The following is a 17,611-nucleotide window of genomic DNA, read 5'->3' as shown; positions in this document are numbered from 1 at the left end:
GGCTTCTCCGCCTGGGTGAGGGAGCGTACGGCCCTACGATGAGCCCATGCCGGAGCGCACGGAAACCTCACCTGCACGCCATGGGCACCAGCGGAGTCCGGGCAGGGCGCAGTTGGAGACCGCCACGACCGTGTTCGCGCTGCTCGCCGACCCCACCCGGCTGCACCTGCTGTGGCTGCTTGCCAGGGGAGAGGCGGATGTCACCGAGCTGGCCTCGGAGAGCGAGGCGGCGCGACCGGCGGTGAGCCAGCATCTGGCCAAGCTCCGGCTCGCGGGTCTGGTGCAGGCCCGCAAGGACGGGCGCCGCATGGTGTATTCGCTGCGGGACGGTCATCTGCGACGGTTGGTCACCGAGGCGTTGAACCACGCGGACCACCAGGTGACCGGAGCGCCCTGGCACTCGTAATTTTATTGTTGACGTGTGCGCAGATGCGCACACGTCAACTACCGTGAAGGTGTCCGGGCCACCGACCCAGGGGACGCCGTCATGCGCTCAGCGCTGCACAACCGCACCTATCGCCGCCTGTTCACCGCTCAGATCGTCGCCCTGATGGGGACGGGCCTGGCCACTGTGGCGCTGAGCCTCCTCGCGTACGACCTCGCGGGGGCGGACGCCTCCGCGGTCCTTGGCACCGCGCTGGCGATCAAGATGGTCGCCTACGTGGGCCTCGCCCCGTTGATCAGCGCCTTCGCCGACCGGGTGCCCCGCCGCACCTTGTTGGCGACGATGGACGGCGTCCGGGCCGGGATCGCGCTCGTCCTGCCCTTCGTGAACCAGGTGTGGCAGGTGTACGTCCTCATCTTCCTGCTGCAGGCCGCCTCCGCCGCCTTCACGCCCACCTTCCAGGCGACCATCCCCGAAATCCTGCCCGACGAGCGCGACTACCTGCGCGCCCTGTCCCTCTCCCGGCTCGCCTACGAACTGGAGAGCCTGCTCAGCCCGGCGCTGGCCGCCGCGCTGCTCGCGATGGTCACCTACAACTGGCTGTTCGCCGGGACGGCTCTCGGCTTCCTCGCGTCCGCGGCGCTGGTTCTTTCGGTCGTGCTGCCCGCGCCTCGACCGGTCGAGGGCCTCAGCGGCGGCAGTGTTGTCCGCAGTGTTCGTGCCAGGGCGACGTTCGGGGCTCGGCTCCACTTGGCCACGCCCCGGCTGCGCGCCCTGCTCGCCCTGGACCTCGTCGCGGCCGCCGCCGGATCCATGGTCATCGTCAACACGGTGGTGCTCGTCAGGGAACACCTGCATCGCGGGGCGGGCGCGGTGTCGCTGGCCCTGGGCGCGTTCGGGGCCGGTTCGATGGTGGCTGCCCTGGTCCTGCCGCGCGCCGTCGAGCGCTTCGGTGACCGCAAGGTCATGCTGCCCGCCGGGTTCGCGCTCGGTGCGGTCCTCGCCCTGCTCACCGCGGGCCTCGCGCACGGCACCACTTGGTCCTGGGGCGGGCTGCTGGCCGCCTGGGCGGCCCTCGGTGCGGGCTCGTCGATGGTCCTGACCCCTGTCGGCGGGCTGATCCGTCGCTCGGCCGCGCCCGCCGATCTGCCGGCCGCGTTCGCCGCCCAGTTCGCGCTGAGCCACGGCTGCTGGCTGCTCACCTATCCGCTCGCGGGATGGCTGGCCGCCACCGCGGGGATGACCACCGCGGCGGCGACGCTCACCGGCCTCGCGCTCGCCGCCGCGGCCGTGGCCGCGCTGTTGTGGCCGGTCCACGACCCGACCCGCCTCGCCCACGTCCACACCACCCTGCCCGCCGACGACCCGCACCTCGCCGACGCGCACGCGGGACCCCACGGCTGGCGACACGCGCACGACTACGTCATCGACGTCCGCCACCCGAGCTGGCCTGCGCCGGGCCATGCCGCGGGTTCGCACTAGCGCTGACCTCGTCCAGGTCCTCGCCGTCCGCGAGATGGGCCCGCACCGTCACCCGTGCGTCCTCGGGTGCCCGGGCGGCCAGGGTGCGGCCGCGCCGTTCCGTGTCGACGTCCCCGGTGACCATGATCCGGGTGATGTCGCGGCTGCCCGCGGCGAGGAGGTACCGGTGCCCCGAACCCGCCGTCCACCGCGTGTCGGCCACGACGTGCTGCCCGAACCGGCTGCAGGCGGCGGTCGAGCGGGCCCGCCCGACGATCTTCGCCGGAGCCGTCGCGGCCTCGGCGGACGTGCGGAACTGGAGCAGGACGCTCCCCGGCCCGCGCCAGGTCGAGGCGCGCGTGCAGGACCACACGGCTCGGCCGCCGTCCTCGGGCAGGTCCTGTGCGGCGTAGTCCCAATGGTTGACGGCCCGCACGCCGTTGCCGCGCAGCTCGGAGAGACGGCACGCGCCCCGGGCCCAGCTCTGCAGTGCCGTGCCGCTGGTGGCCTCGCGCGGCTGGCGGGCCGGTGCGCCGGTGCCGGGCAGCGGGGTGTAGCTGAGGTGCGCGGGAGTGAGGTCGCCCAGGTCGGCGACGATGAAGGCGTGCTTCTCCACGATGCGGTTGGACGAGCGCAGTTGGAGTACGGGCATGCTGTCGCACGAACTCGCGGCCGAGGGGGCTTCGACGGCCGCGGTGAGGCCCTGACCGGATACGTCGAGCGGTTGGCCGGGGGAGTTGGGGCGCAGCAGGTCGCGCGTCCTGGCCTCCGCGATCCACGGAGCGGTGAGGTAGCGGATCCTGCCGTCCTTGCGGCTGACGGCGAGCGCCGCGGCCGTGGTCACGTCGGAGTCGTCGGCGCGCGAGAAGTCCAGGGACGCGGGCTCCGTCGGGGAGGCGGGCTCGACGTAGCGGACCACGCGCCTGCCGTCGTAGAAGAGCACGACCGCCTCGCCGCCCACGTCACCGGCGTAGAGCAACTGGGTTCCCCTGGGCGGCGGTTCGGTGGTCGTGGCCTGGGAAGCGCCGATGTGGGTGCCGGGCGGAGGTTCGGTCCACGCGGCGAGCGCGCGGGTGAGGAGGGTGCGGTCGCCGATGCGGGAACCGCGCGCCGGCCACGCGCTGAAGTCCACCCGCGAGGTGTCGGCCCATACGTCGGGCGAGGTGTGGAGCAACGCGTCGGCACTGATCGCCGAGCGCCCCGCGGCAGGCCGCGTCGGCTCGTCGCTCGAGAGGGGAACGGGGCCGACCGTCAGCAGCGCCGCGCAGCTGATCGAGGCGATTCCCGCCGCGCACCAGGCGAGCCGGATCCGGCGTCTGCGGCGCAGCAGGTCGGTGGGCCTGGTCTGCACGGAACAGGCGTCGAACTCCTGCGAACGCAGCAGCGTTCCCGCCGCCGCCCCGACCGACTCCTCGACGCGGCAGGCGGCCTGCAGCGCTGCCTCCGGATCGGACACGTCGGCCGCGGCCAGCAGTTCCACGACCTCGGAGTGCGGCAGGCCGTCCAGCCTGCACAGTACGAACGCCGCGCGGGCAGGCGCGGAGAGCTCCGAGAGGACCTGCGCCAGCGCGATCTCCTCCGCGCCGCCCGCGCGGGGGAACAGCCTCAGCCCCCAGACCACCGGGAGCGCCGGGCGCAGCGCGCGGGGCGGCGGCAGACGGTTCGGCCACCCGCGCGGCCGCCGGTCGTGGGCCAGCGCCGAGCCCAGAACACGCGCGGTCATCCACGCCGTGCCCGTCCTGGCAGGCTCCGTCTCCGGCGCCTCAGACGCCCCCTCACCCTTCCGCGGCAGCGGAACCCAGGCCTTCGTGTGCCGCACCCGGAAGCCGGGCAGGGCGCGCTGTACCAGGGAATGGGCGGCGAGAACGCGCCGGTGACGGCTGAGTTTGCCGGGAAGTATGAGGTAGGCGAGGCGTACGAGCCGCGTGTACTGGTCGACGATGACGGCCTCGGCATGGTCGAGGGCCACGGGTTCGAACGCCGAGGCCCGGCGCCGTTGCGATGTGCTCATCGGTCGAGAGACCTTCCGAAGGCTGACGACGTTGCGTCCTGACCTCCGTCAAACGAGTGAATCCTGCGATGGTCACAGCCGAGGCGGGGCAGGGTTCGGCGCCCATATCCGACCTACGATGTCGGGCCCGCGTCGCGGGAGGCCGCGGCGAATCCGCTCCTGCCCAGGGCCGACCCGCGGCTCGGCCCCCGACTGCTGGCGCTGCCCTGTGACTTGGTGTGGGCGACCACGTGGATGTCGGACGCCAACGAGTACGTCGCACCGCGGCTCGGTCTGCCCGCGCTGCCCCTGGTGGTGTGGCCCGAACCGTCGGACGCGGACGAGCGGGGCGGGCTGCACTGGAAGACCCGCACGCTCGTCGCGCACGCGGCCGGACGAGCCTTCGCATGGGTCGACGACGAGATCACCGAAGCCGACCGGGCCTGGACGGCGGCCCACCACCCGGGGCGGGCCCTGCTCCACCGGGTGGACGCGCGCCGCGGACTCGTCGACGCGGATTTCCGTGCCCTGGACGCGTGGCTGCGCGCGCGGTGACTCCCCTCGGGTGTCACGCTGTTGCCGTTCGGTGACACCGGAGACGGAGCTGTGACGTGGGAGAGGGCAACGAGCCTGTGGGGTCGCGGGTCGTATGGAGCGTGGGATCAGGGGAGCGGTTTCTGACGCGCGGATGGTCCCGGACAAGCACGCCGACCGGATGAGTTGTTGGGGGAAACAATGGAGTTGAACATGCGTGTGAACAAGGGACTGCTCGCCGTGGGAGCCGCGCTGGCAGCGGCCGGTGTCGTCGCCGGAACCGTACCGGCCGCCGCGGCCGGGACACCCCGCTTCCTGTCGCCGAGCGAACTGCCGCCGCACGCCTCGTCGGCCTGGACCGCCGGGCCCGTGACGGCAGGGCAGCCGGACCCGCTGCCGATGTGCGTCGGCGAAGCGCTGCCGTCGATCTCGGTGCACCGCGCCTACCGCACCGAGCTCGACACCAACGCGCTCCAGGTGACCGTGGTCGAGCGCAGCGAGCAGCGGGCCAAGGACTTCGCCGCCCTGCTGCGCAAGGACCTCGACGGCTGCGCGAAGAAGGTGATGCAGGAGAACCCCGACATCACCGCGGAGCAGAAGTACTACGGCAAGGTGAACGCCGAGGAGGGCGCCCACGTCTACGGCGTCCACACGACCGCCACGTGGGGGGCCACCGACATCAACATGTTCTCGGTGGGCCGTGACGGCAACACGGTGACGCTCGTGCACTGGGGTCAGATGGGCAGTTTCGCGAACGCTCAGGTCGCCGACTTCAAGACCACGACGGCCACGGCAGTGAACAAGCTCTACTGATCCGACCTCGGCGTTCCCGGCACGGGGTGGGACAATCGGCCGACCGGGGGAAGGCCGGGGGCCGGTGTGGCGCCCGGCACCCGGTGGTGGGGAGGAACGACGGTGGTGGAGTGGCGGTACATCGCCAAGGGCGCAAGGGCCGTCCCTGAACCCATGGCCACGCCGTTCGTCTGGACGACGGCCTGTTCGGGCTCCCTGGTGCTGGTCATCGCGTTCGACCTGCTCGGCGCGCTCGACCGCACCGGCCTCGCTCTCGCGGCGCTGTCCGTGCTGGCAGCCCTGGTCGGCACGCTCGGCCGGTTCGTCGCGGCACCGGGCACGGCCCTGCTCTGCTGGGCCCTGCTCAACGTGTTCGCCGCCCACCCCACCGGGGAGCTCTCCTGGGCCGGGCACCGGGACCCCGGCTGGGTGGCGTGCCTGCTGGCCGCCGCCCTCATCGGCACGGCGGCGGCCCGGGTGTGGTACGCCCGGGCCGCCTACCGCCGCATCACTCCGTTCGACGGGGCGGCCTGAGCTCTGCACCCGCACCGCACCCGTACCTGCATCCGGGCCGATGAGTTTCCGTGACGGGGCCGGTCTGCACGGGTATGGAGACTCGCACGCTTGAGGCAGTCGGCGCGGACCTCGTCTATGACGTTCGTGGGCCGCTGCCGACCACAGACGGACGCCCGCCGTTGTTCATGATCGGGCAGCCCATGGACGCCACCGGCTTCGCCGCGCTCGCCGCGCGCTTCCCCGAGCGGACCGTGGCCACCTACGACCCGCGCGGGCTCGGTCGCAGCACCCGTAAGGACGGGCGGGTCGACCACACGCCGCAGACCCAGGCCGACGACGTGCACGCCGTCATCGAGGCGCTCGGGGCCGGGCCGGTCGAGATGTTCGCCAGCAGTGGCGGAGCGGTGACCGCGCTCGAGGTCGTGGCGAAGTATCCCGCCGACGTGACCACTCTGGTCGCGCACGAGCCGCCGCTCATCACCCTCACGCCGGACGCCCCTGCGGCCGAGCGGGCGTGGACCGGAGTCCGGGAGGCCTACGAGAAGCGGGGATGGGGGGCCGGGATGGCCGCCTTCGTGGCCATGACCTCGTGGCAGGGAGAGTTCACCGACGCGTACTTCGCACAGCCGGAGGCCGATCCCGCCGCGCTCGGGATGCCCACGGGCGACGACGGCTCACGGGACGATCCGCTGCTGTCCGACCGGTCAGAGGCGGTCGGCGGCTATCGGCCGGACGCCGACGCGCTCGCCGCTTCGCCGACCCGCATCGTGATCGCTGTGGGCGAGGAGTCCGAAGGCGTGCTGACCGGACGCACCGCCGTCGCGACCGCCGGACTGCTCGGGCAGCGGGTGACCGTGTTCCCGAGCCATCACGGCGGGTTCCTCGACGGGGAATTCGGATATCCGGGGAAGCCGGACGAGTTCGCGCATCGACTGCGCCAGGTTCTCGACGGCGCCTCGTAAGCCGCTCGTAGGCCGGCCGAGACGTGCCCCGGAACGGTCCCGCGACGCCGTTTTTGCATGACCATGCGAGATGATGCATACTCTTCCTATGTCTAAGGTCCTCACCTCCCTCCCCGCCGGCGAGCGCGTCGGCATCGCCTTCTCGGGCGGTCTCGACACCTCCGTCGCGGTCGCGTGGATGCGCGACAAGGGCGCCGTCCCGTGCACCTACACCGCCGACATCGGGCAGTACGACGAGCCCGACATCGCCTCGGTGCCCGGCCGCGCCAAGGCCTACGGCGCGGAGATCGCACGCCTGGTCGACTGCCGCGCCGCGCTGGTGGAAGAGGGCCTTGCCGCGCTGACCTGCGGGGCGTTCCACATCCGCTCCGGCGGACGCGCGTACTTCAACACCACGCCGCTCGGCCGCGCCGTCACCGGCACCCTCCTGGTCCGGGCGATGCTCGAGGACGACGTCCAGATCTGGGGCGACGGCTCGACCTTCAAGGGCAACGACATCGAGCGGTTCTACCGGTACGGCCTGCTGGCCAACCCGCAGCTGCGGATCTACAAGCCCTGGCTGGACGCGGACTTCGTCACCGAGCTCGGCGGCCGCAAGGAGATGTCGGAGTGGCTCCTGGCCCACGAGCTGCCGTACCGGGACAGCACCGAGAAGGCGTACTCCACCGACGCCAACATCTGGGGTGCGACGCATGAGGCCAAGATCCTCGAGCACCTGAACACGGGCGTCGAGACCGTGGAACCGATCATGGGCGTGAAGTTCTGGGACCCGTCGGTCGAGATCGCCGCCGAGGACGTGACGATCGGCTTCGACCAGGGCCGCCCCGTGACCATCAACGGCAAGGAGTTCGCCTCCGCCGTCGACCTGGTGATGGAGGCCAACGCCATCGGCGGCCGTCACGGCATGGGCATGTCGGACCAGATCGAGAACCGGATCATCGAGGCCAAGAGCCGCGGCATCTATGAGGCGCCCGGCATGGCCCTGCTGCACGCGGCGTACGAGCGCCTGGTCAACGCGATCCACAACGAGGACACCCTCGCGCAGTACCACAACGAGGGTCGGCGCCTCGGTCGGCTGATGTACGAGGGCCGTTGGCTCGACCCGCAGGCCCTGATGGTGCGCGAGTCGCTGCAGCGCTGGGTGGGCGCGGCCATCACCGGCGAGGTGACGCTGCGGCTGCGGCGTGGCGAGGACTACTCGATCCTCGACACCACGGGCCCGGCGTTCAGCTACCACCCGGACAAGCTGTCCATGGAGCGCACCGAGGACTCGGCGTTCGGCCCGGTGGACCGGATCGGCCAGCTCACCATGCGCAACCTCGACATCGCCGACTCCCGCGCCAAGCTGGAGCAGTACGCGGGCCTCGGTCTGATCGGCACCGCCAACCCGTCCATCGGCGCCGCACAGGCCGCCGCCACCGGCCTGATCGGCACCATGTCGGAGATGCCGGAGGGCGGCGCCGAGGCCATCGCCTCCCGCGGCCAGGTCTCCACCGAGGACGCGGCGCTGGACCGCGCCGCGATGGAGTTCGGCACGGACTGACCGTACGTACCAGGGCACAAGGGGCCGGTTCGACACCAGGAGGTGTCGAACCGGCCCCTGTCCGTTTCGACGGCGCCTCTGATTCGTTGACGTCTCAGTGGGTACTCGGGTGCGGTCGACGTGTGTCGTCTGTCCTGTGTGGCGCCGGTCCCGTGTGGTGAGCCCCACGACCAGTGGGGTTTTACGCGACTGTAGAAGTATGGCTAAGGTGCCGGAGATGTTCTGCGACGGCGCATCACCCGCATTCATGGCAAGACGCGATTTCGCAGGCCCAGGTTCATTGTGGGAGGCATCTTGAGTGAGATCTCACGGCCGACAGGCCGCCATGCGCTGGCGCTGCCTCCCCAACGGCCCGCACCCGCCCCTGCCCCTGCCGCGAGCAGGCCCCCGAAGACCGCTGAGACGGCGAAACCGGGCAAGCAGCGGGACTCGTTCTTCGACAACGCCAAGTACCTGGCGATCGTCCTCGTCGCGATGGGGCACGCATGGGAACCGCTGCGCGGCGACAGCAGGGCCGCCGCCGCGCTCTACATCACCGTCTACACCTTCCACATGCCGGCGTTCATCGTCATCTCCGGCTACTTCTCCCGCAGCTTCGACGCGAGCCCGAACCGCATCAAACGCCTGGTCACGGGAATCGCCGTGCCCTACGTGGTCTTCGAAGTCGCGTACACCTTCTTCAAGCGGTGGGCGGGCGGCGACCCGGACTACCCCATCAGCCTGCTCGACCCCTGGTACCTGACCTGGTTCCTGGCCGCCCTGTTCATCTGGCGGCTCACGACGCCCCTCTGGAAGATCGTCCGATGGCCGCTGCCACTCGCGCTCGCCATCGCCGTCCTCGCGTCCGTGTCACCCGACATCGGTGACGACCTCGACCTGCAGCGCGTCCTGCAGTTCCTGCCCTTCTTCGTACTCGGCCTCGTCCTGAAACCGGCCCACTTCCAGATGGTGCGCCGCCGGGAGGCGCGGATCCTGGCCCTGCCCGTCTTCGCCATGGCCCTCGCCTTCGCCTACTGGGCGGCCCCGCGCATGAACGCGGCGTGGTTCTACCGACGCGACAGCGCCCAGGAACTGGCCGCCCCCGGCTGGTCAGGCGCCGTCATGACGATCGGGCTCTTCGGCTGCTCGCTGGTGCTCGTCGCCTGCTTCTTCGCCTGGGTGCCCGGACGCAGGCTGTGGTTCACGGCACTGGGCGCAGGCACGCTGTACGGCTACCTGCTGCACGGCTTCCTCGCCAAGGGATCCCGCTTCTGGGACTGGTACGACGCCGACTGGATCCACCGCCCGCTCGGCGAGATCACCGTGACCCTCCTCGCCGGAACGGTGATCACACTCCTGTGCACCCCACCGGTGCAGCGCATGTTCCGCTTCGCCATGGAGCCGAAGATGACCTGGGCCTTCAAACAGGACGCGGCCGCCCTCGCCAAGGGGCAGGGAAACGTGGAAAGAACCAAGTGACCCCGCCGGCCCGGCCTCCCGCCGTCCACTACGAGCGCGTCGTCGAGACGCTGCCTGCGGGACGCCGGGCCGTCACCATCCTGGGCCCCGACCACCGGCAGGTCGGCAGCCTCGAATACCAGGTCTGCCACCCCTGTCGGCTCGGGTACATCGGCAGCATCGCCGTCGCCGCCCACTGGCAGGGCCAGGGCCTCGGACGGCACGCCGTCCACACCGCCCTCGCCGCATGCGTGGGGTACACCTGGTCCACGTCACGGCAGTCGTCCGCGGGGCGCCGCTTCTTCGCCGTCATGGAGGACGAGACGGGGACCGCGTTCCCTTCCGGCGGGACCCGCTGCCCGCACATGGACCCCCGCATGCGCCCCGGCCCCCTCACCGAGCCCTGGCGCCGCATCGGGTGGCACGCGGCGCTCCTGCGGCGGAAAGTGATCAGGGAACCCGAGGCCGACCAGGACCGTTGTCCTGACACACCCTGAACGAGGAGCAGCGCATTGTCCGCCAGACCGACGGACCCCCCGCCCCCCCGCCCCCCTGCGCACCGACGCACCGATGAGCGCAGCACTCGGCCTGCTGGCCGTCTTCGTCCTCACCGCCGGCACCGGCTATTTCGTGGCGCAGGAATTCGCGTACGTCTCCGCGGACCGCCTGGCCCTGACCCGCGAGGCCGAAGCGGGCGACAAGCGCGCGGCCCGCGCCCTGCAGGTCCTCGAGCGGCTCTCCTTCATGCTGTCCGGCGCGCAGCTCGGCATCACCGTCACCGGCCTGGTCGTCGGCTTCATCGCGGAACCGTCCGTGTCCACGCTGGTCAGGCCCGCCCTGGCCGGGATCGGCATCCCCGACGGCGCGATCGGCGGAATCTCCGTTGTCCTCGCCTTCGTCCTTGCCACCGTCATCCAGATGGTCCTCGGCGAGCTGGCACCGAAGAACCTCGCGCTCGCCGTGCCCGAGCGCCTCGCCACATCCCTGGCGGCCTCCACCCTCGCGTATCTCAAGGTGGTCGGGCCGGTCGTGCGGATCTTCGACAGCGCCGCCAACCGGCTGCTGCGCCGCATCGGGATCGAACCCGTCGAGGAGCTGCACCACGGCGCGACGCTGGAGGAGCTGGGCCACCTCATCGGCGAGTCCCACGAGCAGGGCAAGCTCCCCAAGGACACCGCGGCCCTCCTCGACCACGCGCTCGAATTCTCCGACCGCACCCTCGACGAAGTCATGGTGCCGCGCGCCGACGCCGTCTTCGTCCGCAAGGAGGCGAGCGCGGCCGACACCATCGAGCTGATCGCCCGGCACGGCCACTCGAACTATCCCGTCCTCGGCGACCACCCCGACGACATCGGCGGCGTCCTCGGCATCCGCGAGCTGACCAGGCTGCCCGCCGGAAGCCTGGCCGACACGACGGCAGGCGCGGTCGCCCGACGCCCGCTGCTCCTGCCCGACACCCTCGAACTGCCCGAAGCGGTCGAGCAGATGCGGCACCGCGACGACGAGTTCGCCGTCGTCCTCGACGAGCACGGAGGCGTGGCGGGCATCGTGACGTACGAGGACATCGCCGAGGAACTGGTCGGTGACATCGCCGACGAGAGCGACACCGTCGTCGAGCTGGCCGTCCCCGACGGACGGGGCTGGCTCGTGGACGCGGGCCGCCGCCTCGACGAGGTCGCCGAGGCCACCGGCATCGAGCTGCCCGAGGAGGACGACTACGACACCGTCTCCGGATTCATCGTCGACCGGCTCGGCCGCTTCCCGTCCGTCGGCGACAGACTCACCGTGCACCTGCCCGACGGGCACACCGTGGTGATCGACGTACGCACCCTGGAGCGGCACGTCGCCGAGCAGGTGCGTCTGGAACGGCTCCCCGAGGCCCTCCTCAACGGGTCGAACGACGAGGAGCCGCACGCATGAGCTTCCCGATGGCACTGTTCATCACGGTCCTGCTGCTCATCGGCAGCGGCTTCTTCGTGGCCGCCGAGTTCGCGCTCGTCGCCGCCAAACGCCACCGCATGGAGAAGGCCGCGTCCGACGGACAGCGTGGCGCCAAGGCCGCACTCGCGGGCATGCGCGAGCTGTCCCTGATGCTCGCGGGCGCACAACTGGGCATCACGGTCTGCACCCTGGGCCTCGGCTCGATCTCCAAGCCCGCGATCTCCCACGAACTCGACCCGCTCCTGCACAAGTGGGGCCTGCCCACCGGCCTCAGCTACGGCGTCTCGTTCGCCTTCGCGATGCTCGTCGTCGTCTTCCTGCACATGGTCGTCGGCGAAATGGCACCCAAATCGTGGGCCATCGCCCACCCGGAGCGCTCGGCCATGCTCCTCTCGCCCGCCTTCCGCGCGGTGGTCAAGGTCGTACGACCGCTTATCGGACTCCTCAACAGGGTCAGCAACGCCCTGGTACGGCTCTGCCGCGTCACCCCGCGCGACGAGCTCGCCCCGGTCCACAACCGCGAACAGCTCACCCACCTCGTCGAGGAGTCCGCACGCCTCGGCCTGATCAGCGAGAACGACTCGGAGCTGATCACCAACTCCCTCACCGAACCGCACTCGCCGGTCGGCGACCTCCAGACACCGGCCGGACAGATCATCTCGGTCCCGGCCGCGGCGGGCATCGACGAGGTCCTCACCACGGCCGCCGCACACGAGCGCAGCCGCCTCCTCGTGTTCGAAGGCCCACTGGTCCTCGGCTCCGTGCACGCCCGCGACGCCCTGATCGCCCGCGCCCGATGCCGCATGGAGGTCACCGCCCGCGAACTGGCACGCCCCGTCCCGGAACTGGCCGCGAAGGACACCGTCGGCCATGCCATCGAACAACTACGCAGACACCGCGCCTCCCTCGCCGTCGTCAGCGACGACACCGGCCGCCTCACCGGCATGGTCACCCTCGACGACCTGCTGGCCCGCCTGATGCACCCACCACGCCCACAAGCGGCCTGACCACACCGCACGGCTACAGCCACCAGAGGTTCCGACTACCCTGCCGTCGGACAGTCCTCCCGGCGAGGCGGCGGCGTCGTGTCGCCGGACTCCGCCTCCGACGTCGTCAGCACCCTCGCGGCCAGGGCGCACTCGACCTGTTTGACGGTGTGGAACGTGATCAGGTCTTCAGGGCCTCCCTCGACGCGTGGCCCGCCCCCGACCAGCATGCCGACGAGCATCGCGCCGTACACCTTGTGCCCGTCGATCTCCGTGTCGATCGGCACGAACACCGGGGCTCCCGAGTCGCCCTGGCGCACGATGTTCACGCCCTCCTTGCCCGCGAGGACCAAGCCACCGGTGCACACATCCGGATGTTCCTCGTCGCAGGACTCGCCTCGGGTGAGGTGGTACACCTCGATGTCGCAGACCAGCAAGGTCACCTTGCCGCTGACGCACACCTTCTGCCCGACCACGGGACCGTCCGCCTTCCCGAGGACGCGGCGCGCGACGGGCGTGCTCGGCGTGCCGCCGTCCGTCCAGAGGGTCGGCGCGTACTCCTGCGGCTTGATGCGGGTGCCGCTGATCAGCGCGGCGTCCACCGTCTCGTTGTTGAACGACGCGAGGAACGTGCCGAACCGGAACTCTCCCGAGGTCGCGTCCGTCCCGGTGGGCGCGCAGTGCCCGGCGGTCGCCATGGCGCGCTTGCCGCCCTCGACCCTGCGCATGGCGAACCCCGAGGAACAGGCGAACGTCCGACCGCCGTAGGTCACGCGGTACTCGGCGCCGCCACGATGCGGCTGCGGGTCGTTGAACCGGCTCGCCGGGGCACCGGACGCGGGCGACGACCACGTCAGGACCAGCAGCAGGGCCATCAGGCCGTAGACGAAAGGCCGTCCTGTCATCCGGTCCTCCTAGAGCTCGAAGTCGATCCGGCCGAGCACGCCGACGCTCAGACCGAAGTAGTCGGCATGCACCGGACGCCGGGCCGCGGGCACCGCGGCGCCGTTCACGGTCAGGGTGTCCGTGGCGGTGTCCGCGTCGGTGCGATAGAGCTCGTACTCCTGGACGAGAAGCCGGTACGAGGTCAGCAATTGCACGCCTGGCACGGCGATGCCCCCGTCCCACACGAACGAGCCGCCGTCGGCCCGGCACGTCAGCTCCACCGGAGCACCCGCCTGCTTCCAGTCCATCTCGTCCGTCTGCAGGGTCGCCCGGCTCTGCAGGGTCACGACGACCCGGCGGCTCGCGGCCGCGGCGGCGACGCCGGTGCCGCTGAGCTCACCGAGTTCGTTGTACGTCGCCGGACCGGCCAGCCGCACGGTGAGCCGGTCGCCGTCGCGGCGACCTGTGACCGAGCGGGGCGGCACGAGCTGCGCGAACTCCGCGCGCTCCACCTTCGAGAGGTGCAGCGGATCGACCGAGTACGGCTGATAGCGGGCCAGGGCGAGCCGCACGTACGGGAAGTACGTGCTCTTGGTGACGGCCGCGTCGCCGAAGTCCACGTCGATGTCGACGTACCACAGCCCTCGATCCGGGTGGAACGTCGGAGCGAAGGCCACCGCGTCGACCGCCACCGGCGCCGCGTCGGGAGACTCCGCGAGCCGCAGCCCGGTCAGACGCTTCGCCGCGTTCGGGAAGTGCGCGGCGGCGGGGCTTGGCAGGACCGTCGGATCGGCCCAGACGGGGTCCACGCCCCAGCGGGTGGCGAACGTGTCCGGCAGGACCGTGCCGCCCGGATCGAGCAGGACGGCCAGCATCTCGTCGTCCCCGGAGGAGAACCACGGCCGGTTCAGATAGACGCGGAGACCTGCGGGGCGGCGGTGCCGGGTGACGGTGCGGCTCTCCTCGTCGACGGTCCGCTGCCAGCGGAAGGTCGGCACGACATAGGCCACCGCAGGCGGCTCGGGGCGGCGCGAACTGGGCACGGGCAGGGGAGCGGCGGCCGGGCCGACCCGGGTGACGTTGGCCCGGTCCTGGGTGATGCTCGGGTGGAAGTACTCGCGGAAGCGGGTGACGGCGGTCGGGGTGTAGCGGACGTTGCGGTGCCTGGTGTCGCCGAACTCGTGGGCGCGGTCGACGCGTGCCTCGTCCGCGGTGTAGGCCAGGTTGATGTCTTCGAGGTGCGTGTGGCCGTCGATCCGGACCGGCTCGGGCCGGGCGACGTCGTCCAGCCACTCGCTCCAGTGCGCGTCCAGCTCGACGTGGCCGCTGCTCTCGGCGTGGCTGGTCAGCTTCCCCGTCAGCTGCGCCGCGGTCTGCTCGGCCGCGCGGTGCGGGGCCAGGTCGGCGAGCTCCGGGCGGAGCACCGGCTTCTCCACCGCGTGGACCAGGGTCAGCTCGACCCAGGGCGTCAGCATCCAGTTCTCGCCGTCGGCGCTCGCCCGCGTCACGAATGCCTTGTCGGCGGCGGGCAGATCCGCCCAGAACGGCGATGCGGTCAGCAGGCTCCACTGCCGCAGCAGCGGCAGCTTCCCCGCGTCGACATAGCAACTCAGCCGGACCGTGGCGATCTCACCCTTGGTGAGGAACACCTCAAGCACCCGCTCACTCAGGCCGTCGTGCCAGTGGGGCTCTCTGTCGCCTTCCCTGATGCGCAGCTTGAACGGCTTGGCCTGCGGCCACGGACCGGGGAACGGGATCTTGCGGTTCCCCGTGTCACCGGGCAGACCGCGCAGCATGACGCCCTCGGCAAGCACGTCCGGCAGATACGGAAGGAACAGCTGGTCGGCACTGTGCACCACGAACTCGCCCTGCGCCAGGCAGGCGCCGCGCCGGGGGAGGGGCAGTGGGGTGAGGGGCAGCGGGTCGTGCACGTTGTGCTTGGCGATGTGGATGTCGCCCTCGCGCAGCAGATCGTGCTCGCGGTAGGGCCACTCCGGGTCCCGCACTTTCGTGTCCAGGAAGGACCCGGCCTCGCGGGACGCGACGGCGACGTACTCCTCGCGGGCCTCCTCGGGTTTGTCGGGGCCGAACGCGGCGTCGAACACGCCGTGCTCCTCGGCCATCTGCAGGGCGGTTTTCGGCGGCGCCACATGCCGCTCCGAGATCGGCTTGTACCGCCGGTCCAGATCGTCGACCTCCGAATGCGCCGCATGGTCGGGGACGTCCGAGCGGTCCAGGGCGTACTCGTCGGTGGAGACCTCGCGGCCCTCGTCGGTGACGGTGCTGCGGATGACGAGGCGCTCGGTGGACTCGCCCTCGTTGAACGGCAGGAGCGGCATCACCACGGGCTGGGGGACCGGCTCCCAGCGGCCGTACGTGATCGCGTCGGAGTGGACCGCGTCCGGTGTGCTCGCCGTGTGGTCGAGTCCGTTGCCCGCCAGGTCGACGACCCTGGCACGCATCCGGTACGTGCGGCCGAAGCGCAGCGCGGGCAGCGAGCCGGGCTCGGGGGCGAACTTGGTGTCCAGCGGCACGTCCGGCGACACGGGCGGATCCGGCGCCTTCGGCTGGTCGTCCAGGCCGATGGTCCGGCCCGGCCGCGGCGCAGCCAGACTCCAGCCGTGCCAGCCGAACACGGCCTGGTGCCCGTACAGCTGCCGGTCGTCCGCCGCGTCGACGGTGACCGCGCTTGCGCGCACCAGGCCCTCGTCCGGACGCACCTGGATCTCGACGGGCTGCTGCCCCGGACGGCGGATGGTGTACCGGCCCTTGCGGCGCAGCAACGAACGCCACTGCGTGACCCGGCCGGTCGCCGGATCGACGACCCCGATGTCGACGCGGTAGCCCCGCAGCAGGTCCACGGCGGTCAGAACGGCCTCCTCCGCGTGGACCTGGCGGCGCACGTCGGCGCCGATGAGCCCGGCGAGGTGCCGGTCGCGGTCGGTGTGCAGCAGGGTGATCCCGGCGCCGCGGGCCGCCGGGGTGCCGGTGCCCGACACCAGCTGGGCCACCGAATCCGTGCCCGACGGCAGCCGTCCACCGCTCCACAGGCCGTCCATCGAACGTGCGTAGTCGACGTGCTTGAGGGCCGCCCCGTCCACGTCGAGCTCGGTGAGGTGCCAGAGTGCGGGGTCGCCGAGGTCCAGCATCCGGTCGCTGATCACCCGGCTTTCCCCGGCGGCCGCCTCGAAGACGCTGCCCCGGGTGTACCGGATCTGCGTCCAAGGACACGTGCCCGGGGTGTTGAGATCGCCGGACTCGGGGAGCCGGTCGTCGAAGTGCACGCGGACCTTCGCTCCGTCCGCGACCCCGGCGGGCATCGCGAAGCTCAGGTCGAGCACGAGCCCGAACCGGCGCTGCAACTCCGGATAGTCGCCCAGCAGACCGCACGCCTCATGGAAGTCGATCCGGTGCGCAGGCTCCTCCGCGAGCCCGGGCGCAGACGGCGCCTTGCCCCGGTCGTAGAACCTGGCCGCTTCGGCCAGCGGCAGCATCCTCTTGTTGTCGCCGTTGTACTCATCGCTCGTACGGTCCATGAAGCGCGGCTCGTGACCGTCGTCGTCCACCGCCGCACGGAGGCCGCGCGGCTGCAGCACGTCCTCCAGAACCGCGTACCCCTCCTTGAGATTGCGCCCCAGTTCGAGCACCGGATCCGAGATCATGTCGGTCACCCGGAACAGCGCGGGCAGCTCCCAGCCGCGGTGGTCCGTCGGTGGCTCCTCGCACAACAACCGCTCTTCCCGGGCCCATTCGGTACGCAGCCTGCTCTGCGTGGTGTACACCGCGACCGCCTCGTACAGCCCGGTGACCTCGTCGTGGACCCGCTTGCCCGGATAGGAACGCAGCGTGCGCTGCTCCTCGGCGGCGAGCGCGGTGGGCGGGCGTTTCGGGGGCCGTACGAAGGTGGAGCCGTCGAACAGGGTCCGCCACAGGGCGAGATCGGCGGCCGGATAGCGGCCCGTCGGCCGCAGGGTCGTGACGCGCGTGCCCGCCGGGCTGTCGAACTCCAGCCACAGCGAGGGAAGCAGCGCGGCGAGCCGCTCCGGCCACTTCGCGAAGTACGCGGACTGGCCGAGCGTGCCGATCCCGGTGAGGCTGGGGCTGACGAGCACGGACACACGTACCGTGTCCGCGTCGGCGACACCGTCGGGAAGCACGGTCCATCGGATGCTGTCCATG

14 protein-coding genes are annotated in these 17,611 nt (G+C 71.3%); 11 read left to right on the top strand and 3 right to left on the bottom strand.

From position 1 onward, the window contains the following. The first annotated feature begins 46 nt into the window (after positions 1–46). Both AC068B_RS21770 and AC068B_RS21765 read left to right on the top strand, forming a co-directional pair. Complete coding sequence (locus tag AC068B_RS21770) at positions 47–406, top strand: ArsR/SmtB family transcription factor (protein ID WP_478673325.1); 360 nt, start codon at positions 47–49, stop codon at positions 404–406. 81 nt (positions 407–487) lie between these two features. Further along, positions 488–1,867, top strand: a complete 1,380-nt coding sequence (locus AC068B_RS21765; RefSeq protein WP_478673324.1) for an MFS transporter — start codon at positions 488–490, stop codon at positions 1,865–1,867. Here AC068B_RS21765 and AC068B_RS21760 read toward each other — a convergent pair. After that, positions 1,809–3,857 (bottom strand): hypothetical protein, encoded by a 2,049-nt coding sequence (locus tag AC068B_RS21760; RefSeq protein WP_478673323.1) that lies wholly within the window; start codon positions 3,855–3,857, stop codon positions 1,809–1,811. The genes AC068B_RS21765 and AC068B_RS21760 overlap by 59 nt on opposite strands. 60 nt (positions 3,858–3,917) lie before the next feature. Here AC068B_RS21760 and AC068B_RS21755 point away from each other — a divergent pair, with 60 nt between their 5' ends. From AC068B_RS21755 to AC068B_RS21715, 9 genes are all read left to right on the top strand, one after another. Beyond that, positions 3,918–4,391 carry an HAD domain-containing protein gene (locus tag AC068B_RS21755; RefSeq protein WP_478673746.1) on the top strand — a complete coding sequence of 158 codons (474 nt, stop codon included), beginning with the start codon at positions 3,918–3,920 and terminating at the stop codon, positions 4,389–4,391. A gap of 192 nt (positions 4,392–4,583) precedes the next feature. Further along, a complete protein-coding gene (locus AC068B_RS21750; RefSeq protein WP_478673322.1) occupies positions 4,584–5,183 on the top strand; it encodes a hypothetical protein in 600 nt (199 codons plus the stop codon). 105 nt (positions 5,184–5,288) lie between these two features. Then, the gene (locus AC068B_RS21745) at positions 5,289–5,696 is read left to right on the top strand and encodes a hypothetical protein (RefSeq protein WP_478673321.1); all 408 of its coding nucleotides are present in this window, start codon (positions 5,289–5,291) and stop codon (positions 5,694–5,696) included. A gap of 74 nt (positions 5,697–5,770) precedes the next feature. Next, positions 5,771–6,640, top strand: a complete 870-nt coding sequence (locus AC068B_RS21740) for an alpha/beta fold hydrolase (RefSeq protein ID WP_478673320.1) — start codon at positions 5,771–5,773, stop codon at positions 6,638–6,640. 88 nt (positions 6,641–6,728) lie between these two features. Further along, complete coding sequence (argG, locus tag AC068B_RS21735; RefSeq protein ID WP_478673319.1) at positions 6,729–8,183, top strand: argininosuccinate synthase; 1,455 nt, start codon at positions 6,729–6,731, stop codon at positions 8,181–8,183. Between the two features lie 294 nt (positions 8,184–8,477). Beyond that, complete coding sequence (locus AC068B_RS21730; RefSeq protein ID WP_478673318.1) at positions 8,478–9,641, top strand: acyltransferase family protein; 1,164 nt, start codon at positions 8,478–8,480, stop codon at positions 9,639–9,641. Then, positions 9,638–10,117 (top strand): GNAT family N-acetyltransferase, encoded by a 480-nt coding sequence (locus AC068B_RS21725; protein ID WP_478673317.1) that lies wholly within the window; start codon positions 9,638–9,640, stop codon positions 10,115–10,117. The genes AC068B_RS21730 and AC068B_RS21725 overlap by 4 nt, the downstream gene beginning before the upstream one ends. Positions 10,118–10,190: 73 nt before the next feature. Further along, complete coding sequence (locus AC068B_RS21720) at positions 10,191–11,540, top strand: hemolysin family protein (protein WP_478673316.1); 1,350 nt, start codon at positions 10,191–10,193, stop codon at positions 11,538–11,540. Beyond that, on the top strand, positions 11,537–12,568 hold the full coding sequence (locus tag AC068B_RS21715; RefSeq protein ID WP_478673315.1) for a hemolysin family protein: 1,032 nt from the start codon (positions 11,537–11,539) through the stop codon (positions 12,566–12,568). Before AC068B_RS21720 ends, AC068B_RS21715 begins: the two co-directional genes overlap by 4 nt. 35 nt (positions 12,569–12,603) lie before the next feature. On the opposite strand, the gene AC068B_RS21710 is transcribed toward AC068B_RS21715, so the two are convergent. Both AC068B_RS21710 and AC068B_RS21705 read right to left on the bottom strand, forming a co-directional pair. After that, positions 12,604–13,452 carry a chymotrypsin family serine protease gene (locus AC068B_RS21710; protein WP_478673314.1) on the bottom strand — a complete coding sequence of 283 codons (849 nt, stop codon included), beginning with the start codon at positions 13,450–13,452 and terminating at the stop codon, positions 12,604–12,606. 9 nt (positions 13,453–13,461) lie between these two features. After that, positions 13,462–17,610 (bottom strand): hypothetical protein, encoded by a 4,149-nt coding sequence (locus tag AC068B_RS21705; protein ID WP_478673313.1) that lies wholly within the window; start codon positions 17,608–17,610, stop codon positions 13,462–13,464. Position 17,611: the final 1 nt, after the last annotated feature.

The organism is Streptomyces sp. NPDC042371, assembly GCF_056437465.1.
Note: the sequence above shows the minus strand (reverse complement) of the source record. Positions and strands in the feature narration are given on the sequence as shown.